Genomic DNA, 22,754 nt, shown 5'->3' on the forward strand with positions numbered 1-22,754 from the left:
TGATTAAGGGCAAGCGCCGGTTGGTGAGGCGTGAAAAGATTTAACGCCAGTGTTATAAAGGAAGCAATCACTGACGTGTAGTATCTAAAAAGGAATTGTCTTTATGAATACGACCCCGGAAGATGCTTTTAAAATGGCAGTCCTTGGAACTGTGCCGGAAAAAAAAGATGAGTTTGAATTACTGTGGTCACAAAATGAAATAAATATTAACTTATCGAAGGATTATCAAGGGTTTAAACTTCAGTCAGGTGCTTATAATTCGATAATATACAGTCATAAAACAATGGTAACATGTTGGGTTGTCGGTGCTTGCGCGCAAATATCTTTTGATGCTTGGCATCAAATCATACTGCGTTGTCAGAAAGATAGTATTAAATTGAGTTTAATAGATTTATTTAGTGACTCCATATCTAAAGACCTTAGTTCTGGCGCCAGGCTGGTTAAACGCCTTTTGGATGCGGATAATTTCGATGATGTGACGTGGTATCCTAAAATACCACATCCTGATTTAGGTAAACCAATTGATGTAAGCGGGCAAATGTTCTTTGATGTTTCGTGCATGAGCATGGCTTTTAATATTTTGCATGAAATAAATCATATATCCATAAGTAATAACGGCGAGAACTTAACTGGATACGAAGAGGAGTTTGCTTGCGATGCTTTTGCAAAGCGTTTTTTATTGGAAGATATTATAAAATATTCAAGTTTATCAGGGGACGATTACAACACGGTTAGAAGCAAGCGCTTGATGGCCATTGCGCTATCATGTTCATTATTTTATATGATAACACAGCCAAAACATTGGCTTGAATCTAAATCTCACCCATCAATTTCTGAAAGAGTGCGAGCGTTATTTTGTGCAGTTGATATTTCAGATAATGATTTATCATGCTGCTATTTATCTACATCTTTATTAATGGTGTTACTTATTTTTAATGTTGAGGTTGATGAATTAAAATGCACAACACTTAAGTCACTGTCATTTGAATTGCTTGATATACTGGATGATTTCGCAAGGAACAAAAAATAATTCATCGCTAACTCTACAACACCAAACCCTGCCAACCGGCAGGGTTTTTCATTTTAAGGAGCAGGTAAATGGCACAAGTAGGCGAAATCGTATATCAGGTGCAGATGGATGTTGCTCAGTTGCTGACATCTCAGCGCCAGCTGGATCAGCGACTGCGGAATATGGAGGGTGGCTTTGACCGCGCCACGCGCTCGGTTAACGATACTGAAAATGCCATGTTCTCGCTCTCAAAAGCAGCGGCTCTGGTTACATCAGCGCTGTCAGCCGGTGCGATTATCCATGCTGTCGATGAGTGGGGGCAGATGGCGGCGCGGATCAAGATGGCGCTTAACTCTGTTGAGGGTGATGTTGAACGTTACTCAGAAATTCAGAAACGTTTTCTGGAAGTCAGTAACCGAAACGGTAAGGCTATCGAGACAGTGCAGGGTTTGTACGCCGGTTCTGCAACCTCAATGAAAGAACTTGGTTACAACACCACGCAGACCGTTGATTACATCGAATCTCTGTCTTCAGCATTCACCGCTAACGCCACCGGTGCACAGCAAACAGAATCCGCAATGGCCTCTCTTAACCGCGCAATGGTGGTCGGTACACTGAAAGGTAACGACTGGCACGCAGTACTGAATGCCACACCGTCGGTTGTGAACGATATCGCCAAAGAAATATCACGTATGCGAGGCGGGATAAAAGTCACCGAGAATGACGTTAAAAAAATGGCAATGGAAGGCGGTATCTCCATGCAGATATTTGCCAACGCCATGATTGCCGCCCGCAAAGAAAACAATGCTCTTGCCGATTCGATGGATAACACCGTTGCTGACGGTTTTACTAAATTAGCCAACTCAGCGAAAGCGTATTACGGGGAATTAAACCAGGCATACGGTGTAACACGGACAATGTCGGCCGCATTCGCTGATATCACCGCGAACTTTGACACCTTTGCAAATATCGCCAACGTTGTTGCTCTTGTTGTCGGGGCTCGGCTTGTTGGTGCATTCTCCGCTTCCATTAAAACAAAGATACTTGATGCCGCTGCTTCCGTTAAACAGGCTCAGGCCAATACTGCAACAGCAAAAGCAGCTGAATATGCAGCGACAGCAGAAAGACGTAAAGCCTTGGCAGATAAAGAATCTACCGCATCGGCGGTTGCTCTCGCTCAGGCCGAGTATAACGTCGCGCGCGGCAGTTCAGCTGAAGCGATGGCGCTGGATAACCTTAATGCCAAAAAGACCATTGCCCGGAATGCGTCAATTGCGTATGCACAGTCATTGACGGCAGAGGCCGCTGCATCACAAGCCGCCACTATAGCTGCACGCAATGCTTCCGCAGTGATGGGGGTGCTGCGTGGTGGACTGGCATTAATCGGTGGCCCGATGGGTGCCGCTATGTTGGCCGGTGCCGCAATCATGTATTTCAGTGAAAGCTCAAAGCAGGCGAAACAGGATGCATCTGATTTTGCCGATTCGCTGGGTGAATTAAGCGGAAAGCTGAAAGAGCTTACGTTTGATGCTCTGAACGGTGCGATCGGTAAAACAACGGAAAATATTGAGGTTCAGGAAGATGCAGTAAAAGACCTGAAGGATGAAATCGCAGCTCTCAATTCTCAGTACGATAAAGCCGGAGAAAGGAACTACAGCCTAGCCGGGGCGGAGAAAGACAGGGAAAAAATCCTCAATAAAATAAAAATAAAAACAGCAGAACTGGAAACCGCCACAAACAAACTGAATGACATGCAAAAATTTCTTGCTCAGGCTACGGCGGAGGTGAATGCAAGGGTCGGAGATTCAGAAAAAATCTTTGGTGGTGCAACTGACGGCGCTGGCAAGCTTGCCAACATGGTTAAATGGCTCGCTTCACAGATGAAAGACGCCGCAGATGAGCAGGATAATCTCAATTCTAAATTAGCTAATCAGGGATTCAGGTCAGAGGAGGGCGATAAGTACATTCAGCAGCTCAAAGAGCAAAACGAGCTGTTGTCTATTACCGACAAAAGAGAAAGGGCGATAGCCGCAGAACGACAGCGGCAGTTAAAGGCTGGGACTCTGGCTGATTCTGAACAAATGAAGGATGCATTATCACTTATTGGTGCTAATTACGACCTGGCAGAAGCGGAAAGGGAGAGGGATAGCACCGGTAAAAAATCTGCATCTGATGCCCTCAAATCAGCAAACGCAGTCGCCGATGCATTGAAAAACCAACAGGCCGCAGTAGACCGGTTAAATCAGGGATACAAAGAAGGCTCTGTTGAGCTGGCAAAATACGATGCAGCCAAGGCGCTGGGTGATGATGCCACACCGGCACAAATAGCTCAGGCTGAAAAACTGGCAGCGGAGAAATTCGCCATTGAGCAGCGCTCAGCAGACCAGAAAGCCGCACTTGATGCCAACGTGTTAGCCAAAGCAAAACAGACGCGTGACGATGATTTAGCGCAGCTTGAGCGGCAGTTAAAAGCTGGCGATGTGACGTTTGAGCAGTCGCAGAAGCGCCTGTGGGGAGGTGATCAATATTGCACTAATTAAAAAAGGAGTGTGATTGGCTGGACGCCTTGAGTTTACTGCTTTGGCGGGGAGTTATGCGATTCTGCACTGATGAACATGAATTGATTTATTTTATGTTTTTTTGCATTCTATTCTGCACTCAAGTGATCATCTTTTAGGAGCGTTTAAACAATATTTAAAGGACGATTGAACAGGTATCCAATCATCCCACTTTTTGGTGATCTTCTTCCTGGCTTAAATGACCAGTCTCATCGGTATTTTTCTTCTCTTCAATGCGGCGCAAAATCTCTTGGTCTAGTGATTCATCACCAGCCATTGCAAGCCTAATGGCTTGTTTCAGTGTTGGTCTTATGTGCATGGCATCAATAGCATCCATAGTCTCACTGAGTTCAATGCAATCCATGTGATTTATTTTGAATGCACTCAGTACGCCATGTCTGTGAATTGCACGCATTATACTTTCGGCCTCTCCTGATGATAATGAATCATAGATCATCATCCACGCCTGCCTCGCCTCTTCTTTACGCTCTTCATTTTTGGCTGTTTCAGTAGCGCTACTTTGTCCTTTTACTAGCCAATCAACAGACACGTTTTCTATATTTGATATGGTATTTAATACACTTAGCGTTGGTTCAGTGCCTCTGTTCAGATAGTTATTTAATGTGGAAACAGATAAGTTCCAGTCTCTTGCTGCTCCCCTGACACTTCGGTCACCAATCAATGCTTTCAGCCTGTCTTTAAATGTTGTTTTTGTTACGTCCGGAAAAGAAACGCTGTCATTTTTTTTACTATTCATTTGCTATTCTCATAACCATTTGATTTGCAATGTAAATCTCAATTGAACCCAGATTTAAACTTAAGCGCACAAAAGAAACTCAATTTCTTTCTTTACATGGGTTCAATATGGATCAATACTGTATCTGCACGGATAACCCACGCGGATTATCCGCAGGGGTAATTTTTAAGGGTAAACGAAATATGGATAGAAATGAAGTAAGTCATGCTGACTGGCATCGTATCGATATTGTTGCTGCTCTTCACAAAGAAGGCGTCACGATGCGTGACCTGTCAACGCAGGCTGGTTTAAAACCAGACACGTTAAAGAATGCACTGGCGCGTTCTTATCCAAAAGGTGAGCGCATTATTGCTGATGCGCTTGGCATTCAGCCTCAGGAAATATGGCCAAGCCGTTACCTGAGCAGAGTATTAGGGTGATCGGTATGTTCCTGACTGCTAATGAACTGGTTGGAATCCCGGGATTGCCGGGCACGGTTCAGGGGATACGAAATCGTCTGAATAAGTTGTCAGGCGATCACCCTGAATTAATTCGTAAGCGTACCGGCACAAAAGCTTTTGAGTATCACATCGACTGCTTGCCGGAATCTGCTCAGAACGCAGTGAAACAACGTCATTTTAATGCGGTGCTGGAGCAGAAAAAGACAGAAAAACCGCTGGAAAATCCCGTTGCTGTTACTGCGGTAAAGCCCGGCGAAGAACTTGCTCTGATGCGTCAGTGCCCGGCCCTGCTGGAGCGGGAGGTTTCCGGACTGACAGAAGAACAGAAAGCAGTTGCTGATGCACGGGCAGCTCTGGCTATGGAAGTGCTGTCACTGGTTGCGGCCGGTGATACCCGTACCGGTGCGGTGACCCGGATTTCAGAACAGTCACGCAAAGGTGTGCTGCCGGAGCATCTGCAGCGTTCCGCAGACAATGCTAATGCACGCAGGGGTAAATCACGCCGGGGCGTAAGTCCGCGTTCTCTGCAGGAATGGGTATCCCTTTATCAGAGTACCAATTCCGGGGAAGAGCGTCTGGCATTGCTGGCTCCCGGTTATCACAAAGAAACCCGCCCTGAACAGGTGGCATGGTTTCCGGGGTTTCTGGCGCATTACCGCAATGTGAACGGGCCGTCACTGATTGCCGCTTACCGTTCATTCTCAGATGAATGGGATGAACAGTATGCCGATCAGCCTGCCATGCTGAGTGCGAAACCCTCTTATGACGCGGTGCGCCGCCTGATGGTAAAACTGCCGAAACGTGAGCGCGCCAAAGGCCGTGTAACCGGTTCGGAAGCGCGGGCACTGGAAACCTATCAGAAGCGTGACTGGTCACAGATGCCGGTAAACGGATGTTGGGTCAGTGACGGTAAATCTATGAACCTGAAGGTGGCACACCCTATTCACGGCCGTCCGTTCACTCCCGAACTGACAATGGTGATAGATGGCCGTACCCGCTTTGTTGTGGGCTGGAGTCTGGATTTGGCGGAAAACGTCATTGCTGTTGCATCCGCTTACCGGCACGCCATGCAGCATCACGGTAAGCCATTATTTGTGTATTCGGATAATGGTGGCGGTGAAAAGAACAAAACGCTGGATGCGGAAATCACCGGTATTTTTCCGCGTCTCGGTATCCGGCACATGACCGGTATTCCGGGGAACCCGCAGGCGCGCGGGATTATTGAACGGCTTAACGGGGTGATCCCTCTTCGTATTGCTCAGGGGTTCGCAACCTTTAACGGCCGTGGAGCCGACCGTGAACATGCGCGGATAACCAGCCGCCGTATTAATTCAGCGGTTAATGCGCTGGAGAATAACAAGGAGCTTAATCCGGTGCAGAAAAGTGCACTGGCAAAACTGCCGTCATGGGCACAACTGCTGGATGCCATCGAAGATGAGATCCACAAATACAACTATACCCATGAACACAGTGAGTTACCGAAGCAGAACGGCCGTCATATGACACCTGCAGCATACCGTCAGGCCGTTCTGGCCATAGAAGGTGATGAGATTGAGTACCTGACAGAGATTGAGCTGCGGGAAATGTTCATGCCGGAAGTTAAGCGCGTGGCTCAGCGTGGCTGGATTGAGTTCAACAACAACCAGTATTTTGCGGAGGATTTAATCCTGGTCGATGGTGAGGAAGTCCGCGTGGCGTATGACATTCATGATGCCGGTGAAGTCATTATCCGTAAGCAGGACGGGTCATACGTCTGCAAAGCGGTATGGAACGGTAACAAGGTTGCCGCTGTACCGACAACACAGATGGACAAAGCGGTTGAAGACCGCCGCAAACGCCGTATGTCACTGGTTGAAAGTAAAATGCGTGAAATTGAGGCAGAAGCCCGCCCGGTACTTACCGGAAAAACCGTACCTGATTTCGGCAGTTATATCAGTGAGCCGGTGGCCGTTCCGGCCGGAGGCAAGCCGACAACATTCTTACAGGTCGAGTATGAACACCTGAATGCCAGACAGGCCGGAAACCAATAACAGGAGAATATGATTATGTCATTAGTGACTGAATTATCTGAATTACTTGCAGCAAAAGGCTGGTCTCAGGCTCAGGCATCACGCGGTGTCGGTGTCAGTACTGCGGTGATTAACCAGTATCTGCAGGGCAAATACAACGGTGATGTGAAAGGTGTTGAGGAAAAAGTCCGTCAGTTTATTCAGCGTGAGCATGACCGCGCCAAAGCCCGCAACATCAAGCCTGTCTATGTTGCGACATACATGGCTAAAAAAGGTATGGAAGTCATCAAAATGGCGCATCTGGATGGGGATATCAACGTGATCTACGGTGATGCCGGTATGGGTAAAACTATGATTATGCGCCGGTACGCCACTGAAAACCTGAGTGCTGTGCTGATTGAGGCAGACCCGGGGTATACCGCCCGTGTGGTACTTGAAGAACTGTGCAATAAACTCGGACTGGCTAAGCGCGGAAATATGCACGAACTGAGTGAGGCCATCATCCAGGCACTGCGTGATTCGGGGAAAGTCATTCTGGTCGATGAGGCTGAAAACCTGCCTTACCGTGCCCTTGAGACGTTACGCCGTATTCATGATAAGTCCGGTGTCGGTATCGTTCTGGCGGGTATGCCGCGTCTTATCCTGAACCTGAAAGGTAAGCGCGGGGAGTATAAGCAGCTGTACAGCCGTGTCGGCTTTGCCCTGCGTATGGGGGATGCGTTACCGGAAGAGGATATCCGCCAAATCATCACTGAACTGCTGCCGGAAATTGAGGAAGAAGCCGTTTTCTCTGAGTTATTCAAAGTGTGCAAAGGTAATGCCCGCAGGCTGTTTAAGTTATTGCGTGGTGTCTCACGCGGCAGTCAGATTAACCAGCGTCCTGTGGATGTGGCGATGGTGTCCGGGTTCTCTGAAATGCTGATTAATTAGTGAGGCTGATGATGAATATCAAAATTACCCCGTCCAATCAGGGTGTTTTAAAAACACTGATTCAGGTTGAATCTGTTGTAAAAAGCCTGGGTGATCGTGGTGTGACAGTGCTGGGTGTGTCAACCGGCAATGATAAACCCCGTATCAAAATAGCGCGTCATGCGTACTGTGATCAGCTTATCCGTTCCGGTAAAGCCTGTTATCTGCAGTTCGGTAACAGTCGTCACGGTTACTACAAACAAGGCAGCTTTACTCAGGATGGCTGCCGTGTGTTCTGGTCTGAATCAATTTATTAAGGGTGAAGTTATGTCTGTAAAAATTACGATTCTTATCACGGAAAAAAAAGGTGGTGGCATTCGCTTTGAGGCAGAAGCCGCAGGGGAACAGTCAACCGGTAAGGAGTTACGTATTGCTGAAGATTTAAAAGATAAATTAATTCGTTTGCTGAAAGATTCTCAACCATCAACAAAAAAAGGAACACAACATGTCCATTAATCAAAAACAGTTTACTCAGCATGAAGTCCCGGCCGGTTACTGGCGTGATGCCAAACGGGGTTTGACCCCTGTTGATTTACTTAAAGAGATCGACATTCAACGTGATGCGCTTGTGGGGGACCTGGTTGTTCAGGCTATTCAGATTAATGAATTGCTGCGTCAGTTTAAGATTGCTGCGTTCGGGGATATCGAAGCCTTCATTGCATTGTCAGCTGAGCAGTACGGTATCAGTGTTGGTGGTAAAAAAGGCAATGTAACCCTGTTTTGTTTTGACGGCCGTTACAAAATTCAGCGTGCTATTCAGGACAGAATTGCCTTTGATGAGCGTTTACAGGCGGCTAAAGCACTGATTGATGAGTGTTTAAAAGACTGGGTTCAGGGAGCACGACCGGAGATCCACTCCATCATTGACCAGGCATTTGCAGTGGACAAAGAAGGTAACATCAATACCGGTGCTGTACTCTCTCTGCGCCGCCTGAATATTGAGGATGCCCGCTGGATAAAAGCGATGGAGGCCATCGGTGAAGCGGTGCAGGTTGTAGGCAGTCGCCAGTACGTCCGTATTTATGAACGGGTCGGCGACAGTGACCAGTATGTGCCGATTTCTCTTGATATCTCGGGGGTGTGATATGTCATTTAAAAATATCACCACTAATGCCGCACAGGCTGAACGCGACGGCCATTACAAGGAAGCCGGACGGCTTTGGATTGAAGCCTCATTCCTTGCAAAAAAAACGGATAATCAGCAGTGGGCGAAACGTCGGGCTGAGTTTTGTGTCAAAGCAGCAGGAGGCCGTTATGTCCCGGTTGTCTGCGAAGCAGTTTAATGAGCGCTATCCGGTTGGGTCTTATTTTATCTATCAGCCGAACCGTATTTTACGCGGTGGCCCGCCAGCCAGAACATTAAGCCGGGCCAAAGATGAAGATAACCGGACTATTGTGGAAATCGATATTGAGCCTTATTACACCGATATTGATTCATTAAACTGCTGAATAACGTAACTAACTAAAAAACAATCACTTTTAAATTCAGGCGTAAACCCGTCAGGTCACCCTTACGTCTGAATCCTGATGACGAGGTATTTATGAACACCGATAACATCGATTTGGCGTTATTAAAACAGGAAATTACTGACTGGCACGATGTTGCAAAAGAGGGTTGCAACCTGCTGGTAGCACATGCAGACAAGCCGATTAATATTCCGGAAATGGGTCGGACAATACAGTTTGAAACCAAAGCAGAACAGCGGGCTTTCAAACTGGGGGTAATTATTGCTCAGTCGCAATTTTCAACATTACCGTTTGATACCGGGTCTGATGATGAGGGCGCCGAAAATGAGTAACAATTCAACTGACGCAATGAAGACGCCTAAATTTGTATTCACGGCTAAGCCGGTTTGTTTCGTGCGTGAAGCCACTCCGTTAACGCCTCAGATTGATATTTCCCGCGTCCGGACAGATGAATTTTGTATGCCGGTTTATGCAGACATCAGTGATGATGATATCCGACTGACGAATGAATACATCGCGGAGTTGCAGGCTCAGGGCGTGGATAAGCTGGCTGATTCTATCCGGGATATTCACGACGGCCTGATAGATAACGGTTATGACAATGACATTATTATGATCTTGCGTAATGAAATCCGCCGCTGTCTTTTTTTTGCTGAAAGATTGCGCAAGCCTTCTATTCATATCTGCAATTGCGACAGCTGCATCTGTACTACCAGCACTAACGCTTTGTGTGAATCGGTCATGACCGGGCATACAAACCTGTGTGATAACTGCCAAAACAAGCTGAACGATGGCGGTCTGCGTCAGGGAGAATCATCATGAGCAGGATTAATCAGATTCGCCTGGTTGCGTCTGTCTGCAGGGAAATCGCCGGACAGTGCCCCGGGATCAAGATCAGCCAAAAACAGCTGGCTGCCGTCACCGCTGCTGCTAACTCTGTCTGTGCGGCCTTTAATGAACCGGATATGTGTGACAACTGCAGTGACAAGCTGCGTGGTGGCTGCCTGCCTACCTGTGCAGCTTACAGCAAGGAGAATAATCATGCGTAAATACTGGTGCCCCGTGTGTGAAAAGCCAGTTCCTGCTGACCAACTGGCCGTAAATGTAGGTGACAAAGTCAATATTACTATTGAGCACACCAAAATAACCCCGTCCCGCACTACTGTGCGGGTTGTTAGCCGTGTCGGTAAAGTAACTGATATTAAAGATGATATCGCTGCCGTTACTTATCGCGGCGAGATTTACCGGATAAATACAGGGGAACTTGTTCCTGCCGGTGCTCCAGGCGGGATTGTCCGCGCTATGTTCGGTGAGTGTGAATGTGGTTCGCTGCCGGAGGGTGCTGCTGATGATTAGTTTCCTGTGTTTTGTTGCCGGTGCTATCACCGGCTTTGCCGGGGACGCATGGTATCAGCGGTACAGTGCTGCGGAAGACCGCCAGCGTCCTGAAAACCAGAAATACGACTGATACGGGAGCAGTGTTATGTCAATCACTAAAGAGCAGTGGGCCGGGATTGAGGAGTCGTTAAAAGCCCATTACGTGGTCATTAAATTTCAGTATCAGGATACTGAGATTGCCGTTACCCGGGTCAGTGTAAGCGAAGGAAGAACGAAGTTAGCGGTCTATTTTAACGGAAAGATTGGTGCTGCATGGGGTATTCCTGACAGCGAGCACTTTAACCCACTGTGTGAGCTATTCTGGAGCAAGCGAACCAAATCTCTCTACTCACCGGTACAAATTAAGGCTCTGGAGAAAGCGTACGGGAAGCGCGCAGTTAAACGTGAAATACCTGATTTGTACACAAAATACACGTATTACAGGCCACATTTTGATAAAGCCTCAGTGTTGGTTCGCCAGTTCCGGCGCATCAAGGGGCTGACCGTTGAACCACCGAAAGAATGGGTAACACTCCGTGGCTGATAAATCACTGAAACCCTGCCCGCTGTGCGGATGCAGGGATATCACAATACACTGCCCCAGCAGTCACGGGCTGACCCTTTACGGGGTTGCCTGTGACGGATGCGGATTAAGAATCAAGCGCTTTGATAAATTGGAAGCGGTTGCCGCCTGGAATCGGAGGGTATCTGTATCGGGGTCATCTGGTGACAGACACACAGAGGATAAAAATTATGTTAACGCCTAATGCTAAAAAACTGGTCGGTATTATCAAAGCCGCCCAGCAGTATCTGAAAATGGATGATGAGACTTACCGCAGTGTTCTGGTTCGCCTGACAGGTAAAGACTCTGCCACCAAACTGACGCTGGATGAGTTGGGGATTGTCCGTGATTACTTCCATGCGCAGGGTTACCCCCGCCGCAGCCCGAAGAAATACGGCCGTAAGCCGAATGTTCCGGTGTCAAAAAAATCGGTTCTGAACAAAATTGAGGCGCTGCTTGCTGATGCGGGCCGTCCGTGGGAATACGCGGAATCGATGGCAGAACGTATGTTTAACCGTCAGAAAATCGACTGGCTCGATCATGATGAACTGGTAAAGCTGATGCAGGCACTGGCGGTTGATCAGAAACGACGGAGAGCAAAAGCATGACAGACCTGGAAAAAGTTGAACATCTGTTGCCGGATACGTTGCGTCAGATTGCTGCCTTAATCGGCTACCCGGCAACACTGAAACTGATTGATGCGTTCGGCGGCACGACGTTCACTTTTGTGAAAGGTCTTCATCCGGCCGGACTGAAACGGCTTGAGCAGTTATCGTGCATCGTCGGCAGGGATGCCGCCGATGTGCTCAATGCGCATTTCGCCGGGACAGAGGTGTATATCCCCAATGCAGCAGCGGCAATGCGTGAGGTGCGGAATCAGCGGTTTATGCGTGATATCCGTGCATTATCTGAACAGGGGTTATCCACGGTGAAAGCGGTGGCAAAACTGTGCCCTGAGTACGGTTTCAGTGATCGGCATGCGTGGGACTTGTTATCCCGCTATAAAGAATCTGGTATCCTTGGCTCAGAACAACAGAATTTATTTTGAGGTTAATCATGAAAAAATATTTATTAGGGATTGTGCTGGCACTTACCGCAGCGGGAGCGATGGCGGTTGATGGGTACAAAGGTGTGAAGTTTGGCTCATCTTTTGAAAATCTGCAGTCGGCGGGACTTTGTGATTTTAAGAAGGCAAACAGTCAGCCTAATGGACAAAACGTTGTTGTATACAATTGTCTGGATTTTAAATTTTCTGGGAAAGATACCATTGCTGCTGCCTCATTTTTAGACGGTAAATTTGGTAAACTAGTGATAATGGTGAATTCACCGGCAGAGCCAGTAATTGACGCTCTGGCTAAGAAATATGGTGGAGTATCTTCGTCTTCAACAATGGAAGAGATACAAAATGCACCGATAACCGGGAAGCCTGTATATGTCCGGTTTGATCACGATACTGTAGTTTTTAAGATGGAGATGGCCGGTAAAATAAATATAAAACACCTGATCTATACCTCTCCTGAGTTTGATAAGAAAATGAATGAAACTCAAGCAAGCAACATATCTGATGACATCTAACCACTGAACCCCTTCAACACGCCATCATTTCACAAACCTGAAATACTGAACACCTTCCGCATCGGGAGGTGTTTTTATTTCGGGGGATCGATGAATAACACTGTCAGCCAGCACGAACTGGCACAACTGGAATCTCTGCTGCCGGAATCAGCCCATCAGCTGATTGGGGTGATCGGTTATGCCGCCACCGCGAAACTGATTACCCACCTCGGCGGTGTCACCTTATCTGCCCGTCAGGGTAAAGCCGTGGCCCGTAATAATGCAGCATTTGAGAAACTGACCTCATTGTTAACGGATGAGGAATATAAAAAACTGCTGGCCTGTATGGGCGGCACACCGTTCTATATCCCGCGTTGTGACCGGGCGCTCATAAAATTACGCAATGCCCGCTTTATTGCGGAATTAAAAGAAATGACCCTGCAGGGGAATTCCTGTCGTTCCGCACTAACCGTTCTGTGTCCTAAATACGGTTTTGCTGATCGTTTTGCCTGGCGGCTGCTGAGTGAACATAATGCGGCGTCAGAAACGCAGCAGGACAGTTTATTTGATTGATTATTCCATTCTGTCTGTGCAACACTGATCTCCCGTTGCGGGGTTTTTAAATGATGTGCTGAACCCCGCCAACTCCCCCTCAAACATCCCCGTTCCTATACTGAAATCCCTTAAAAATTACATTGTTAATTATTCAGTAAGGACATTGCTATGCCTGACACTATCACGCTTACCCTTGAACAGATCCTCGCTCTGGCCGACTTCGCCGCACAGGAAGGTCAGCCGTCCTACACCATCACCACCGGTATTATTCCGGCTTTTGACGATCAGCCTGAATATCAGGGTCTGATAGCGTTCTCCGGTTCAGAAGAACATGGTGTGCTGCAACTGGGTTAACCGGTCATCCTTATGCGGAGGCAATGATGAGTACCGCCCCTGTTTATTTCGGACAAAAACAACAAGGTAGTCACATGGGTGATTTTTTCAGTGACATTTATGAACGGGTCTCCTACTGGCTTGCCGGTATCGGTTTTGTTCTCAGTGGTTTGTCACTGTACGCATGGGGATTTTTAATCGGCGTCTTTATCAGTTCGCTGCTCGGTATCCTGACTTACCGCATGAACAAGCGGGAACAGCAGAAGCGTACCCGGCTGCTGGAAATGAGCCTGCAGCATCTGATTAACCACCCGGCGGATGAAAACGCGAAAGAAGTTGTCGCCACGCTTGCCGGAACCTCTGCCCGTTTCCCGAAGGATTTATAAGATGAGTATGAGACGGGGTTTTCTTACCGCCGCAGTCGTGGCACTGATTGCCGGAGGGGCCAGCGAGTATGACATTCTTGACCAGTTCCTGAATGAAAAAGAAGGTAATTTCACCACCGCATACCGTGACGGCGGCGGAATCTGGACTGTCTGCCGGGGCGTTACCCGTATTGACGGCCGCGCGGTAAAACCCGGAGAGAAACTGACGCAGGCACAATGTGACCGGCTGAATGCCGCTGAGCGTGACAAGGCGGTTGCCTGGGTAAAACGTAACGTGAATGTGCCGTTAACCGCCCCCCAGATTGCCGGGATTGCTTCTTTCTGTCCTTACAATATCGGCCCCGGAAAATGCTTTTCATCCACGTTTTATAAAAAACTGAATGCGGGAAATATTGCCGGTGCCTGCAACGAGATCCCCCGCTGGATTTTCGACGGCGGCAAAGACTGCCGCATCCGTTCCAACAACTGTTACGGGCAGGTATTGCGTCGTGAACAGGAAGCGGAACTGTTGTGCTGGGAGCTGAGCAAATGAAACTGATTTCGTTATGTGCGGTGATTTCAGCGTTTTTTCTGGCGCTTAACGGGATGCCGGGCTGGGGCTGGTTTTTACTGGTGGCGGTACTTGCGGCATGAATATTTTATCCCGTGAAATTCCGTCACCTGCATCCGGATGGCTGTTTATTATCAGTGCCATGCTGATTTTCACCGCAGGTGCAGTGTCATCTTATCTGGTCATGGATAACAGCTTTACCCGGGAAATATCGCAACTGAAAGCACGTCACGCCGGAGACCTGAAAGCCGTGTCAGACAGAGCACAGGAAGACACACAGAAGGCATTAAACCGCCTGTCTGAATCTCAGCGGCAGGTTCAGGCGCTGGATAAGACCTATACGGAGAAGTTACGTAATGAGGAAATCATTAATCAGCAGCTGCGTGCTGACCTTGCTTCAGGTAACCGCCGGTTGCAGTTTGCCCGCGCCGACCTTGCAACCTGTCAGCTCACCGCAGGCAACCATCGCACCACCGCCGGACTGGATGATGCAGCCGCCGTCCGACTCTCTGGAGAAGCTGGACTCCTTATTCACGATATCCGAACCGGTATCATTTCCGACAGAACAAAACTGAGCGGGTTACAGGATTATGTGCGTGATGTGGTTCGTGAATGCAGACGGGAGACAGTGCAATGAAGCGCTCCCGGCATAATGCCTGTGGTTACACCCTGCTGCTGACAGCCGTGGCTGTTGTGCTGGCTGTGTTTTTTATCTTTCTGATTCTGCCCGGTCTGACCGGTATGCGCTGCGCAAAGTATGCCGCCGTGACCGGACATCCGGCAGAACAGACCGGTGTCATCTGCCGCCGTACTGATACGGGGGAATTTATTAATACGTTCAATAACAAGGAAATCAGTCATGAAAAAACGCACCCGTAACAGTAGAAAGAGTGACGTTTTAATCAGCGTTAAAGGCCATTTAAACCGCATTGAAACGCAGATGGATTCGCTGAGTGATCAGATGGATGCCATCCGTCAGGATGCGACACAGGGAGCCATGCGCCGTGGCGCAGTTGCCGGTGCCGTATCCGGTGGTATTACCGCCTGTCTGGTGACCACCGCCATGATGCTGCTGCGTGCGAAGATGGGACTGTAACGATGGCGTTTCCGCAGGAGACCCGCGACAAGCTGCGCCGCGCTTATATCTTCAGCCAGATGTCGCTGGAGGTGGCTGCTGCTCAGGCCGGGGTTTCGTTCGTGACTGCCCGGCGCTGGAAGAAAGAGGCGCAGGATAAGAATGACGACTGGGATAAAATGCGCGCGGCTCACATGCTGGCCGGTGGTGGTGTTGAGGATGCCGGACGTGCGGTGCTGATGAGTCTGGTTGTTCAGTGTCAGACGGTTACTGAGCAGATAAACACGAACCCGGATATCGCACCGGGTGCCCGGGTGGATATGCTTGCCAGTCTGGCAGATGCCTTTAATAAAGCGGTATCAGCCAGCAAAAAGATATTGCCGGAAACCGATAAGCTTGCCACGGCTATTGATGTGATCCAGCGGCTGGGACAGTTCATCAGTGATAAATACCCTCAGCATAACGTGGTGTTTGTTGAGATTCTGGAATCCTTTGCCGGTGTGCTGGAACGGGAATACGGTTAAAAATGTCTAAAAAGGTTTCACTCAAAGAGTTCAAAGCCTCCCTGCAGGAATACATTGCCGGTCTGCGTCAGACCATTGAGGCGGAGTGTCTCGGCTTTGATGCAGACCCGGCAGCGGCTGATGCCCGCCGTCTGCAGGTGAGTGATGCGGATGACGGCTACAGCTTTTTTGTGGAAACCTACTTCCCGCATTATGTCCGCCATCATTCCCGCAGCCAACTGCATGATTACCTGTTTTCCCGTCTGCCGAAAATTGTCGCCAGTCCGGCCGCTGAAAGTGATGCGATAGCCGCGCCGCGCGGTGAGGCAAAATCCACGCTGGTCAGTCAGCTCTTTGTGCTGTGGTGCATTATCCGGGAGCTTAAAAAGTACCCGGTCATCATTATGGACAGTATCGACCAGGCGTATCCGATGCTGGAAGCCATCAAAGCAGAACTGGAATATAACCCGCGTCTGAAGAACGATTATCCGGATATCTGCGGTCAGGGCCGCACCTGGCAGATGGGCACCATCGTCACCCGTAATAATATCAAAGTGACGGTGGCGGGCAGCGGTAAAAAACTGCGTGGTCTGCGTCACGGCCCGTACCGTCCTGATTTGGTGGTGCTCGATGATATCGAGAACGATGAGATGGTGCGTAATCCGGAACAGCGGGACAAGCTGCACACCTGGCTTAAAAAGACCGTGATGCCGCTCGGTGAGGCCGGGGGTAAAACCGATATTGTCTACATCGGGACTATCCTGCATTACGACTCGGTACTTTCCCGCACCCTGAATAACGCGATGTGGCGCACTGTCCGCTTTAAAGCCATTCTGCAGTGGCCGGTCAATATGAAACTGTGGGATGAGTGGGAAACCCTTATCCATAACAGACTGCCGGATGAGGCTGAGCGTTTCTATACGGAAAATGAAGCAGCCATGTCTGAAGGGGCCATTGTGTCATGGGCTGCCCGCCCGCTGCTTGCTCTGATGAAAATCCGTGCCCGTGACGGTCACGATACTTTTGATTCTGAGTACCAGAATGACCCGGTCAGCGGTGAGGATGCGATTTTTGCCAACAGTATTATCTTCTGGTCTAACCATCTGGCGGACTGGATTTACTACGGAGCCTGTGACCCCAGCCTCGGCAGACTCAGCAAGGGCCGTGACCCGTCCGCGCTTCTGGTCGGCGGCTTTAACCGGATGACCGGTATTCTGGATGTGGTGGAAGCGGATATCCGCCGCCGTCTGCCCGACAAAATTATTGAGGATGTGATCCGCTATCAGCGTGAATACGGGTGTCTCGTCTGGGCGTTTGAGTCCGTCCAGTTTCAGGAGTTCCTGCGCACGGAGTTGGTGAAACGCTCCGCTCAGCAGGGTATTCCGGTTCCGGCCATTCCGGTTATCCCGCACACCGATAAAGCACTGCGGATTGAATCCCTGCAGCCGCACATGGTCAACGGGCTGATCCGTCTTCACCCGACACAGCACACCCTGATTGACCAGCTGCGTCATTTCCCGAAAGCCGATCATGATGACGGCCCGGACTGTTTACACATGTTGTGGTCACTTGCCGCCTCACGCGCGGGCAGCACCGACATCCGCAGCCGCTCTGTGCGTGACGGCGGAAAACGCTTTGGTGCAGGTGCCTGGTAAGGATTAAGAAATGCCGAAAATAGTTGATATCCACGGAAACCCGATTGAACGGGAAGTATTAAAAAGCCCGCAGACAGGCAAAATAGCGCAGATGCAGCGCATCTATCCGGAGCATCCGTCACGCGGGCTGACCATCCGCAAGCTGCCGCGTATTCTGCAGGCCGCTGAACGGGGAGACCTGAGTGCGCAGGCGTGCCTGTTCTCAGACATGGTTGAGCGTGACGGTCATATTTTTGCCGAAATGGAAAAGCGCAAGAATGTTCTGCTCACGCTGGACTGGTCAGTTGAACCGCCGAAGAATGCCACTGCACAGGAACGGGATATGACAGCAAAAGTCCAGGAGTGGTTTGATGCCATGCCGGGCATTGAGGATATCATTCTCAATGGTATGGAAGCGGTCGGTCACGGGTTTTCCTGTCAGGAAATTGAGTGGGAACTGATTGAAAAGGTCTGGCTGCCGAAGGCACTTAACCTGCGTCCGCATTACTGGTTCCGTACACTGCCGGAAAAACGGGACGAGATCCGCCTCAATGATGATCAGTTCGAGGGCTCTCCGTTGTGGCCGTTCGGCTGGCTGGTGCATAAGCATAACGCGCGCAGCGGCTTTATTGCGACCAGCGGCCTGTTCCGTGTGCTGGTGTGGCCGTATCTGTTTAAAAACTTCTCCCTGCGTGACCTGGCGGAATTTCTGGAGATTTACGGTCTTCCGGCCCGTATCGCCACCTATGCGCAGGGCACATCTGATGCGGATATCGACAAGCTGCTGTATCAGCTGGTGAATCTGGGACATGATGCGGTGGCCGCTATCCCGCAGGGGAATGACATCAAATTTGAATCAGCTGCCGGTGGCGGCCCTGACCCGTTTATGGCGATGATTAACTGGGCGGAGCGTACCCAGTCAAAAATTATTCTGGGCGGCACCCTGACCACGCAGGCAGACGGTAAATCCTCCACCAATGCACTGGGTAATGTGCATAACGAAGTCCGCCACGACCTGATGACAGCGGATGCCCGTCAGATTGAGAACATGTTCCGCAGTCTCATTCAGATGGTGCTGGCACTGAACGGTCATGCGGATGTCAACCCGCGCCGGTTACCGCAGTTTGTGTTTGATACCAGTGAGACCGTGGAGCTGGCACCGTTCGCACAGGCCGTATCAACGCTGGTGAATGAGGCCGGAATGACCGGTATTCCGGTGTCATGGGTCAATAAAAAAGCCGGTATCCCGCAGGCAAAAGATGATGAACCGGTATTATCACCCCGTCCTCAGATGCCGCTGCTGACCCCGCTGAGTAACGGACTGTCACGTCACGGACTGGCGGTACTGTCGAAGACCACGGAATCAGCGGATGCTGACCCGGCGCAGATAAAACTGGATAACGCACCCCCGCTGTCTGACCCGGTCAGTGAGGCCATGAATCAGTTACTGGCACCGATGGTGACGGCACTGCGGGCCGGACACAGTGCGGATGAGGCGATGAATCTGGTCGCGGCCGGTTATCCGCTGCTGGATGATAATGCGCTCAGGGAGCTGCTGGAGCGGGCAATTTTTGTGTCCGAAGTCTGGGGGCGTATCCATGCCGGTTCGTGAGGTGGTTGATCTGCGCTATGCCATCGGTCTGCCCCCGGCGGAGGCGATAGCCTACCTTGAGAGCAAAGGCTACGCCATCGGGTTTAATTACCACGATGTTGAGGCGCAGTCGCATGCAAAGGCGTTTACCGTAGCCGGAGTGCTGAAGCTGGACGTGCTGCAGGATATCCGGCAGGCACTGACAGAAGCGCTTAAGAACGGGGAAACATACCGGGACTTTGAACGCCGGTTAACCCCGTTACTGGAGCAGAAAGGCTGGCTCGGTAAAGGTCTGGTTGCTGACCCGGACACCGGTGAACTGCACGGTAAGCGGCTCACTCCCCGCCGACTGAACACCATCTTTCAGACCAATATGCAGTCCTCCTACATGGCCGGACGCTATAAGCAGCAGATGGAGAACACGGATGACCGCCCTTACTGGGAACGGGTCGGTATCATGGATAATCATATCCGCCCGGCACATGCGGCCCTGAACGGATTTATTGCCCGTTTTGATGATCCGATATGGCAGACCATTTACCCGCCGGACGGTTACCGCTGCCGCTGCCGTGTCCGTGCCCGCAGTGCGGCGGATGTGGAGCGGCTGGGGCTGATGGTACAGTCAACGGATGGTATTCGTGTTGAGGTGGAGCAGGAATACGGCGCACTGGGAAAAACCCGCACGGTGACCGGATTCCGTAACCCGAAAGACGGTCAGATTTATGTGCCTGATCCCGGGTTCGGGTTTAATCCGGGGGAAGTCAGTTATCAGCCGGATCTGGAGCGGTATCATCCGGCAGCGGCCAGCCAGTATGTCACCGGCACCCTGACCGGGCCGGACTTTGCTCAGGGGTATCAGCAGGCCGTCACCGCACAGCAGCCATCACCGCAGCAGCGTTACCCGGTGGCTGCGCGTCCGGATACCGATACGCAGCACACACAGCCGGTGTATACCGATGCACCGACCCTGAAGCAGCTGGCTGAGCAGGATATCACGCAGGAAGATTACCTGTTCGTGCAGAATATTATCGAACAGCCGCAGAAGACCCGCCGTGATGATGACGGCACGGAATATTATGCCTCATTCTACCGCGGGCAGTGGTGGGTGGTGACTGTCCGTGATAACCGGCTGTCAGATGTGAAATCACAGGCGGTGTTCTGATGTACAGCATCAGAGTGGATACAGCCGCCTTTGAGGCGGCACTGGATAAGCTTGTCCGGGGGCTGGAAAACCGCGAACCCCTGATGCGCCGTATTGCCGGGGTGATGGCGGATGCGGTGGAGGAAAACTTTGCACAGGAAGGTCGCCCGGAATGGATGGGCTGGAGCCCGTCAACAGAGCGCCGCCGTCGCGGCGGGCGCATCCTGCAGCTCTCCGGCAGACTGGCGGGCAGTATCGGTTCTTACAGCGACAATAACAGCGCGGTGGTGGGGACAAATGTGAAGTACGCCCGTATCCATCAGGAAGGCGGTGAAATCAGTATGCCCGCCCGCCGTCAGCAGAACTACTTCCGGCAGGGTAAAAACGGTGCTGTCGGCAACCGGTTTGTCCGTAAATCCCGCAGCAACTACAGTGAAACCCATTCTGTGGGGGCGCATAAGATAAAAATTCCCGCCCGTCCGTTTCTCAGTCTGACAGATACCGATGAACGTGAAATCGGCACCGTGATTGAGCGTTATCTCACACAGTTAACCGGTGAGGAATAAAAACGCCTGTACGCGCCTCTGTGCGTTTTTAATTATTCACAATGCAATGTCACGGCATGGTGTGATTAAAACGTTTTTAAACGGGGTTTAAATGCGTTACTGTTGACCCCTGATTCTTACCCGCCATCCTTTTCTTTGTTCCGGCTGCAGCTTATGTGCTGAACCCCGCCAACTCTCTTTCGCATACCGTGCCCGGTACACTGGGCGCATGAAAACACGTATCGCCGCTTTAACCACCGCACTCAGCGGGGACAACACCAACGAAATCCAGCTTTTTCCGGCCGGAACATTCCGTGCGGAAGACGGCCGTCCGTCTGATGTGGCGCACTGGGTGATGAATGCCGCCATTGCGGCGGTGCTGACTGCACAGACAGCGGCACTCAGCACCCCGCTGGTGATTGATTATGAACACCAGACCCTGCGCTCTGTGAAAAATGGACAGCCTGCCCCGGCGGCGGGCTGGTTTAAGCAGCTTGAGTGGCGTGAGGGTGACGGACTGTACGCCACCGGCGTGGAATGGACAGAGAAAGCCGCAGCGGCCATCACAGCCCGTGAATACCGTTTTATCTCCCCCGTATTTTTGTATGACGACCAGGGTCAGGTGACGCAGCTGCTTCACGCGGCACTGACCAATACCCCCGCGCTGGACGGAATGAACGAGGTGCTGATTGCAGCCTCCCGTCATTTTGCCGCGCTCACCACCACACCGGAGGAACACATCGTGGATGATGAACTCATCAGTGAGCTGCTCAGTAATTTACGCTGGATGCTCAACCTTCCCGCCACCGCAACCGCTGAGGATATCAAAGCGGAACTGCAGAAAGCGATTGACATTATTTCCGGCGGCAAGGGGACGACGGTTGCCGCCGGACAGAGTCTGACTGACCTGCTGAAAAACCAGACGCAGCAGATTGCTGACCTGTCCTCAAAAGCTTTTGACCCGGCAAAGCATGTCCCGGTTGAAGGGTATCTGGAACTGCAGGCAAAACTGAATGCAGAGCGACAGCACAGTCAGGAGCATCAGGTTGATGCGCTGGTTCAGGCTGCGCTGTCTGACGGCCGCCTGATGCCTGCAATGGAAACCTGGGCGAAAGACCTGGGCCGCAGCAACTTCACCGCACTGAGCCAGCATCTTGAGGCTGCTGTTCCGGTTGCCGCGCTGTCATCCACCCAGACCGGCGGTAAAGCGCCGTCCGGTGCGGCAAAAACGCAGGATAACCTGCAGTCTCCGGGCGGTGAGTTAAATGAGGCCGCCCTGGCTGTCTGCAGTCAGTTCGGTATTTCCCCTGAAGAAATGGCCAAACAACTAGGAGGTCAGTAATGGATCGCAATACCGCTCACCGTCCCGGTGAACTTTTTCCCGTACCGGTTGCGGCCGGTGCCCGTATTTACGGCGGGCATGTTGTCTGCGCTGATGCATCCGGCTTTGCCGTCCCCGGTGCGACCGGCCTGACGGTACTTGGTGTGGCTGATGATTTTGCGGATAACCGCGACGGCGGACAGGGCGACGCTCTTGTCATGGTTCGCCGTGGTCTGGCTTTTCATCTCAGCAATGACCCGGCCAAACCTGTTAAACAGGTACATACCGGTAAATTGTGCGACCTGAAAGACAGCACCACCGTCTGTGCGGCGGCGGAAGACAGTACCACACCGGCAGGCCGCGTTCTGGAAGTCACCACTGATGGTGTCTGGGTACTGACTGCTTAACAGGAAAATAA

Annotated in this window: 34 protein-coding genes; 33 read left to right on the forward strand and 1 reads right to left on the reverse strand. The window is 50.8% G+C overall.

Annotation, left to right across the window (positions count from 1 at the left end):
* Positions 1 to 103: 103 nt before the first annotated feature.
* Positions 104 to 1,030: a phage exclusion protein Lit family protein gene (locus U868_RS0120950; RefSeq protein ID WP_025154980.1), complete on the forward strand. Its 927-nt coding sequence runs from the start codon at positions 104 to 106 to the stop codon at positions 1,028 to 1,030.
* Positions 1,031 to 1,098: 68 nt separating this feature from the next.
* Positions 1,099 to 3,549, forward strand: coding sequence for a tape measure protein (locus U868_RS0120955; protein WP_025154981.1), 2,451 nt, complete (start codon positions 1,099 to 1,101; stop codon positions 3,547 to 3,549).
* Between the two features lie 181 nt (positions 3,550 to 3,730).
* Here the strand turns inward: U868_RS0120955 and U868_RS24215 are convergent, their stop codons facing one another.
* A complete protein-coding gene (locus tag U868_RS24215) occupies positions 3,731 to 4,324 on the reverse strand; it encodes a hypothetical protein (protein ID WP_025154982.1) in 594 nt (197 codons plus the stop codon).
* A gap of 182 nt (positions 4,325 to 4,506) precedes the next feature.
* Here U868_RS24215 and U868_RS0120965 point away from each other — a divergent pair, with 182 nt between their 5' ends.
* The 31 genes from U868_RS0120965 (at position 4,507) to U868_RS0121120 (ending at position 22,743) form a co-directional block, all read left to right on the forward strand.
* Positions 4,507 to 4,743 (forward strand): helix-turn-helix domain-containing protein, encoded by a 237-nt coding sequence (locus U868_RS0120965; protein ID WP_025154983.1) that lies wholly within the window; start codon positions 4,507 to 4,509, stop codon positions 4,741 to 4,743.
* Complete coding sequence (locus U868_RS0120970) at positions 4,707 to 6,794, forward strand: Mu transposase C-terminal domain-containing protein (RefSeq protein WP_115660447.1); 2,088 nt, start codon at positions 4,707 to 4,709, stop codon at positions 6,792 to 6,794. Before U868_RS0120965 ends, U868_RS0120970 begins: the two co-directional genes overlap by 37 nt.
* Positions 6,795 to 6,809: 15 nt before the next feature.
* Entirely contained in the window at positions 6,810 to 7,703 is an 894-nt protein-coding gene (locus U868_RS0120975) for an AAA family ATPase (RefSeq protein ID WP_025154985.1), read from the forward strand.
* A gap of 8 nt (positions 7,704 to 7,711) precedes the next feature.
* Positions 7,712 to 7,999, forward strand: coding sequence for a hypothetical protein (locus tag U868_RS0120980; protein WP_048822119.1), 288 nt, complete (start codon positions 7,712 to 7,714; stop codon positions 7,997 to 7,999).
* 10 nt (positions 8,000 to 8,009) lie between these two features.
* Positions 8,010 to 8,198 carry a hypothetical protein gene (locus U868_RS0120985; protein WP_025154987.1) on the forward strand — a complete coding sequence of 63 codons (189 nt, stop codon included), beginning with the start codon at positions 8,010 to 8,012 and terminating at the stop codon, positions 8,196 to 8,198.
* Positions 8,188 to 8,826, forward strand: coding sequence for a DUF3164 family protein (locus U868_RS0120990; RefSeq protein ID WP_025154988.1), 639 nt, complete (start codon positions 8,188 to 8,190; stop codon positions 8,824 to 8,826). Before U868_RS0120985 ends, U868_RS0120990 begins: the two co-directional genes overlap by 11 nt.
* A gap of 1 nt (position 8,827) precedes the next feature.
* Positions 8,828 to 9,025 (forward strand): ANR family transcriptional regulator, encoded by a 198-nt coding sequence (locus U868_RS23815; RefSeq protein ID WP_025154989.1) that lies wholly within the window; start codon positions 8,828 to 8,830, stop codon positions 9,023 to 9,025.
* Positions 8,997 to 9,191, forward strand: coding sequence for a hypothetical protein (locus U868_RS0121000; protein ID WP_230486442.1), 195 nt, complete (start codon positions 8,997 to 8,999; stop codon positions 9,189 to 9,191). The genes U868_RS23815 and U868_RS0121000 overlap by 29 nt, the downstream gene beginning before the upstream one ends.
* Positions 9,192 to 9,283: 92 nt before the next feature.
* On the forward strand, positions 9,284 to 9,541 hold the full coding sequence (locus tag U868_RS0121005; RefSeq protein WP_025154991.1) for a hypothetical protein: 258 nt from the start codon (positions 9,284 to 9,286) through the stop codon (positions 9,539 to 9,541).
* Positions 9,534 to 10,031 carry a hypothetical protein gene (locus U868_RS0121010; protein WP_162817274.1) on the forward strand — a complete coding sequence of 166 codons (498 nt, stop codon included), beginning with the start codon at positions 9,534 to 9,536 and terminating at the stop codon, positions 10,029 to 10,031. Before U868_RS0121005 ends, U868_RS0121010 begins: the two co-directional genes overlap by 8 nt.
* Positions 10,028 to 10,258 (forward strand): hypothetical protein, encoded by a 231-nt coding sequence (locus U868_RS0121015; protein ID WP_025154993.1) that lies wholly within the window; start codon positions 10,028 to 10,030, stop codon positions 10,256 to 10,258. The genes U868_RS0121010 and U868_RS0121015 overlap by 4 nt, the downstream gene beginning before the upstream one ends.
* Positions 10,251 to 10,565, forward strand: a complete 315-nt coding sequence (locus tag U868_RS0121020; RefSeq protein WP_025154994.1) for a hypothetical protein — start codon at positions 10,251 to 10,253, stop codon at positions 10,563 to 10,565. The genes U868_RS0121015 and U868_RS0121020 overlap by 8 nt, the downstream gene beginning before the upstream one ends.
* 127 nt (positions 10,566 to 10,692) lie before the next feature.
* Positions 10,693 to 11,130, forward strand: coding sequence for a hypothetical protein (locus U868_RS0121030; RefSeq protein ID WP_025154995.1), 438 nt, complete (start codon positions 10,693 to 10,695; stop codon positions 11,128 to 11,130).
* Positions 11,123 to 11,353 (forward strand): Lar family restriction alleviation protein, encoded by a 231-nt coding sequence (locus tag U868_RS26390; protein ID WP_071997750.1) that lies wholly within the window; start codon positions 11,123 to 11,125, stop codon positions 11,351 to 11,353. Before U868_RS0121030 ends, U868_RS26390 begins: the two co-directional genes overlap by 8 nt.
* Positions 11,340 to 11,756, forward strand: a complete 417-nt coding sequence (locus tag U868_RS0121035; RefSeq protein ID WP_025154996.1) for a gp16 family protein — start codon at positions 11,340 to 11,342, stop codon at positions 11,754 to 11,756. Before U868_RS26390 ends, U868_RS0121035 begins: the two co-directional genes overlap by 14 nt.
* Complete coding sequence (locus U868_RS0121040; protein ID WP_025154997.1) at positions 11,753 to 12,196, forward strand: Mor transcription activator family protein; 444 nt, start codon at positions 11,753 to 11,755, stop codon at positions 12,194 to 12,196. Before U868_RS0121035 ends, U868_RS0121040 begins: the two co-directional genes overlap by 4 nt.
* 8 nt (positions 12,197 to 12,204) lie before the next feature.
* A complete protein-coding gene (locus U868_RS0121045) occupies positions 12,205 to 12,723 on the forward strand; it encodes a hypothetical protein (protein WP_025154998.1) in 519 nt (172 codons plus the stop codon).
* Between the two features lie 90 nt (positions 12,724 to 12,813).
* Complete coding sequence (locus U868_RS0121050) at positions 12,814 to 13,275, forward strand: hypothetical protein (RefSeq protein WP_025154999.1); 462 nt, start codon at positions 12,814 to 12,816, stop codon at positions 13,273 to 13,275.
* 150 nt (positions 13,276 to 13,425) lie between these two features.
* Positions 13,426 to 13,611 (forward strand): hypothetical protein, encoded by a 186-nt coding sequence (locus U868_RS0121055; RefSeq protein ID WP_025155000.1) that lies wholly within the window; start codon positions 13,426 to 13,428, stop codon positions 13,609 to 13,611.
* Between the two features lie 74 nt (positions 13,612 to 13,685).
* Positions 13,686 to 13,976: a hypothetical protein gene (locus tag U868_RS23820; RefSeq protein WP_025155001.1), complete on the forward strand. Its 291-nt coding sequence runs from the start codon at positions 13,686 to 13,688 to the stop codon at positions 13,974 to 13,976.
* Between the two features lies 1 nt (position 13,977).
* A complete protein-coding gene (locus U868_RS0121065) occupies positions 13,978 to 14,508 on the forward strand; it encodes a lysozyme (protein ID WP_036412265.1) in 531 nt (176 codons plus the stop codon).
* Between the two features lie 97 nt (positions 14,509 to 14,605).
* Positions 14,606 to 15,163, forward strand: coding sequence for a lysis system i-spanin subunit Rz (locus tag U868_RS0121075; RefSeq protein WP_051583091.1), 558 nt, complete (start codon positions 14,606 to 14,608; stop codon positions 15,161 to 15,163).
* Entirely contained in the window at positions 15,160 to 15,405 is a 246-nt protein-coding gene (locus U868_RS0121080; RefSeq protein WP_029991432.1) for a hypothetical protein, read from the forward strand. Before U868_RS0121075 ends, U868_RS0121080 begins: the two co-directional genes overlap by 4 nt.
* Positions 15,386 to 15,622 (forward strand): hypothetical protein, encoded by a 237-nt coding sequence (locus tag U868_RS0121085; protein WP_025155005.1) that lies wholly within the window; start codon positions 15,386 to 15,388, stop codon positions 15,620 to 15,622. The genes U868_RS0121080 and U868_RS0121085 overlap by 20 nt, the downstream gene beginning before the upstream one ends.
* Before the next feature lie 2 nt (positions 15,623 to 15,624).
* Positions 15,625 to 16,125 (forward strand): DUF1804 family protein, encoded by a 501-nt coding sequence (locus U868_RS0121090; protein WP_025155006.1) that lies wholly within the window; start codon positions 15,625 to 15,627, stop codon positions 16,123 to 16,125.
* Between the two features lie 2 nt (positions 16,126 to 16,127).
* On the forward strand, positions 16,128 to 17,759 hold the full coding sequence (gene terL / locus U868_RS0121095) for a phage terminase large subunit (RefSeq protein ID WP_025155007.1): 1,632 nt from the start codon (positions 16,128 to 16,130) through the stop codon (positions 17,757 to 17,759).
* A gap of 10 nt (positions 17,760 to 17,769) precedes the next feature.
* Positions 17,770 to 19,350: a DUF935 domain-containing protein gene (locus U868_RS0121100; protein ID WP_025155008.1), complete on the forward strand. Its 1,581-nt coding sequence runs from the start codon at positions 17,770 to 17,772 to the stop codon at positions 19,348 to 19,350.
* Positions 19,337 to 20,491 (forward strand): phage minor head protein, encoded by a 1,155-nt coding sequence (locus U868_RS0121105; protein ID WP_025155009.1) that lies wholly within the window; start codon positions 19,337 to 19,339, stop codon positions 20,489 to 20,491. Before U868_RS0121100 ends, U868_RS0121105 begins: the two co-directional genes overlap by 14 nt.
* A complete protein-coding gene (locus U868_RS0121110) occupies positions 20,488 to 21,036 on the forward strand; it encodes a phage virion morphogenesis protein (protein WP_051583092.1) in 549 nt (182 codons plus the stop codon). The genes U868_RS0121105 and U868_RS0121110 overlap by 4 nt, the downstream gene beginning before the upstream one ends.
* 208 nt (positions 21,037 to 21,244) lie before the next feature.
* Positions 21,245 to 22,357, forward strand: coding sequence for a phage protease (locus U868_RS0121115; protein WP_025155011.1), 1,113 nt, complete (start codon positions 21,245 to 21,247; stop codon positions 22,355 to 22,357).
* A complete protein-coding gene (locus U868_RS0121120) occupies positions 22,357 to 22,743 on the forward strand; it encodes a hypothetical protein (RefSeq protein ID WP_025155012.1) in 387 nt (128 codons plus the stop codon). Before U868_RS0121115 ends, U868_RS0121120 begins: the two co-directional genes overlap by 1 nt.
* Positions 22,744 to 22,754: the final 11 nt, after the last annotated feature.

The sequence above is a fragment of the Morganella morganii H1r genome (assembly GCF_000633515.1).
GTDB classification, from domain to species: Bacteria; Pseudomonadota; Gammaproteobacteria; order Enterobacterales; family Enterobacteriaceae; genus Morganella; species Morganella morganii_B.

What these genes read in the sequence shown, in the direction of transcription:
- U868_RS0120950 (WP_025154980.1), top strand. Translation starts at nt 104, where the DNA reads ATGAATACGACCCCGGAAGATGCTTTTAAAATGGCAGTCCTTGGAACT.
- U868_RS0120955 (WP_025154981.1), top strand. Translation starts at nt 1,099, where the DNA reads ATGGCACAAGTAGGCGAAATCGTATATCAGGTGCAGATGGATGTTGCT.
- U868_RS24215 (WP_025154982.1), bottom strand. Translation starts at nt 4,324, where the DNA reads ATGAATAGTAAAAAAAATGACAGCGTTTCTTTTCCGGACGTAACAAAA.
- U868_RS0120965 (WP_025154983.1), top strand. Translation starts at nt 4,507, where the DNA reads ATGGATAGAAATGAAGTAAGTCATGCTGACTGGCATCGTATCGATATT.
- U868_RS0120970 (WP_115660447.1), top strand. Translation starts at nt 4,707, where the DNA reads ATGGCCAAGCCGTTACCTGAGCAGAGTATTAGGGTGATCGGTATGTTC.
- U868_RS0120975 (WP_025154985.1), top strand. Translation starts at nt 6,810, where the DNA reads ATGTCATTAGTGACTGAATTATCTGAATTACTTGCAGCAAAAGGCTGG.
- U868_RS0120980 (WP_048822119.1), top strand. Translation starts at nt 7,712, where the DNA reads ATGATGAATATCAAAATTACCCCGTCCAATCAGGGTGTTTTAAAAACA.
- U868_RS0120985 (WP_025154987.1), top strand. Translation starts at nt 8,010, where the DNA reads ATGTCTGTAAAAATTACGATTCTTATCACGGAAAAAAAAGGTGGTGGC.
- U868_RS0120990 (WP_025154988.1), top strand. Translation starts at nt 8,188, where the DNA reads ATGTCCATTAATCAAAAACAGTTTACTCAGCATGAAGTCCCGGCCGGT.
- U868_RS23815 (WP_025154989.1), top strand. Translation starts at nt 8,828, where the DNA reads ATGTCATTTAAAAATATCACCACTAATGCCGCACAGGCTGAACGCGAC.
- U868_RS0121000 (WP_230486442.1), top strand. Translation starts at nt 8,997, where the DNA reads ATGTCCCGGTTGTCTGCGAAGCAGTTTAATGAGCGCTATCCGGTTGGG.
- U868_RS0121005 (WP_025154991.1), top strand. Translation starts at nt 9,284, where the DNA reads ATGAACACCGATAACATCGATTTGGCGTTATTAAAACAGGAAATTACT.
- U868_RS0121010 (WP_162817274.1), top strand. Translation starts at nt 9,534, where the DNA reads ATGAGTAACAATTCAACTGACGCAATGAAGACGCCTAAATTTGTATTC.
- U868_RS0121015 (WP_025154993.1), top strand. Translation starts at nt 10,028, where the DNA reads ATGAGCAGGATTAATCAGATTCGCCTGGTTGCGTCTGTCTGCAGGGAA.
- U868_RS0121020 (WP_025154994.1), top strand. Translation starts at nt 10,251, where the DNA reads ATGCGTAAATACTGGTGCCCCGTGTGTGAAAAGCCAGTTCCTGCTGAC.
- U868_RS0121030 (WP_025154995.1), top strand. Translation starts at nt 10,693, where the DNA reads ATGTCAATCACTAAAGAGCAGTGGGCCGGGATTGAGGAGTCGTTAAAA.
- U868_RS0121035 (WP_025154996.1), top strand. Translation starts at nt 11,340, where the DNA reads ATGTTAACGCCTAATGCTAAAAAACTGGTCGGTATTATCAAAGCCGCC.
- U868_RS0121040 (WP_025154997.1), top strand. Translation starts at nt 11,753, where the DNA reads ATGACAGACCTGGAAAAAGTTGAACATCTGTTGCCGGATACGTTGCGT.
- U868_RS0121045 (WP_025154998.1), top strand. Translation starts at nt 12,205, where the DNA reads ATGAAAAAATATTTATTAGGGATTGTGCTGGCACTTACCGCAGCGGGA.
- U868_RS0121050 (WP_025154999.1), top strand. Translation starts at nt 12,814, where the DNA reads ATGAATAACACTGTCAGCCAGCACGAACTGGCACAACTGGAATCTCTG.
- U868_RS0121055 (WP_025155000.1), top strand. Translation starts at nt 13,426, where the DNA reads ATGCCTGACACTATCACGCTTACCCTTGAACAGATCCTCGCTCTGGCC.
- U868_RS23820 (WP_025155001.1), top strand. Translation starts at nt 13,686, where the DNA reads ATGGGTGATTTTTTCAGTGACATTTATGAACGGGTCTCCTACTGGCTT.
- U868_RS0121065 (WP_036412265.1), top strand. Translation starts at nt 13,978, where the DNA reads ATGAGTATGAGACGGGGTTTTCTTACCGCCGCAGTCGTGGCACTGATT.
- U868_RS0121075 (WP_051583091.1), top strand. Translation starts at nt 14,606, where the DNA reads ATGAATATTTTATCCCGTGAAATTCCGTCACCTGCATCCGGATGGCTG.
- U868_RS0121080 (WP_029991432.1), top strand. Translation starts at nt 15,160, where the DNA reads ATGAAGCGCTCCCGGCATAATGCCTGTGGTTACACCCTGCTGCTGACA.
- U868_RS0121085 (WP_025155005.1), top strand. Translation starts at nt 15,386, where the DNA reads ATGAAAAAACGCACCCGTAACAGTAGAAAGAGTGACGTTTTAATCAGC.
- U868_RS0121090 (WP_025155006.1), top strand. Translation starts at nt 15,625, where the DNA reads ATGGCGTTTCCGCAGGAGACCCGCGACAAGCTGCGCCGCGCTTATATC.
- terL (WP_025155007.1), top strand. Translation starts at nt 16,128, where the DNA reads ATGTCTAAAAAGGTTTCACTCAAAGAGTTCAAAGCCTCCCTGCAGGAA.
- U868_RS0121100 (WP_025155008.1), top strand. Translation starts at nt 17,770, where the DNA reads ATGCCGAAAATAGTTGATATCCACGGAAACCCGATTGAACGGGAAGTA.
- U868_RS0121105 (WP_025155009.1), top strand. Translation starts at nt 19,337, where the DNA reads ATGCCGGTTCGTGAGGTGGTTGATCTGCGCTATGCCATCGGTCTGCCC.
- U868_RS0121115 (WP_025155011.1), top strand. Translation starts at nt 21,245, where the DNA reads ATGAAAACACGTATCGCCGCTTTAACCACCGCACTCAGCGGGGACAAC.
- U868_RS0121120 (WP_025155012.1), top strand. Translation starts at nt 22,357, where the DNA reads ATGGATCGCAATACCGCTCACCGTCCCGGTGAACTTTTTCCCGTACCG.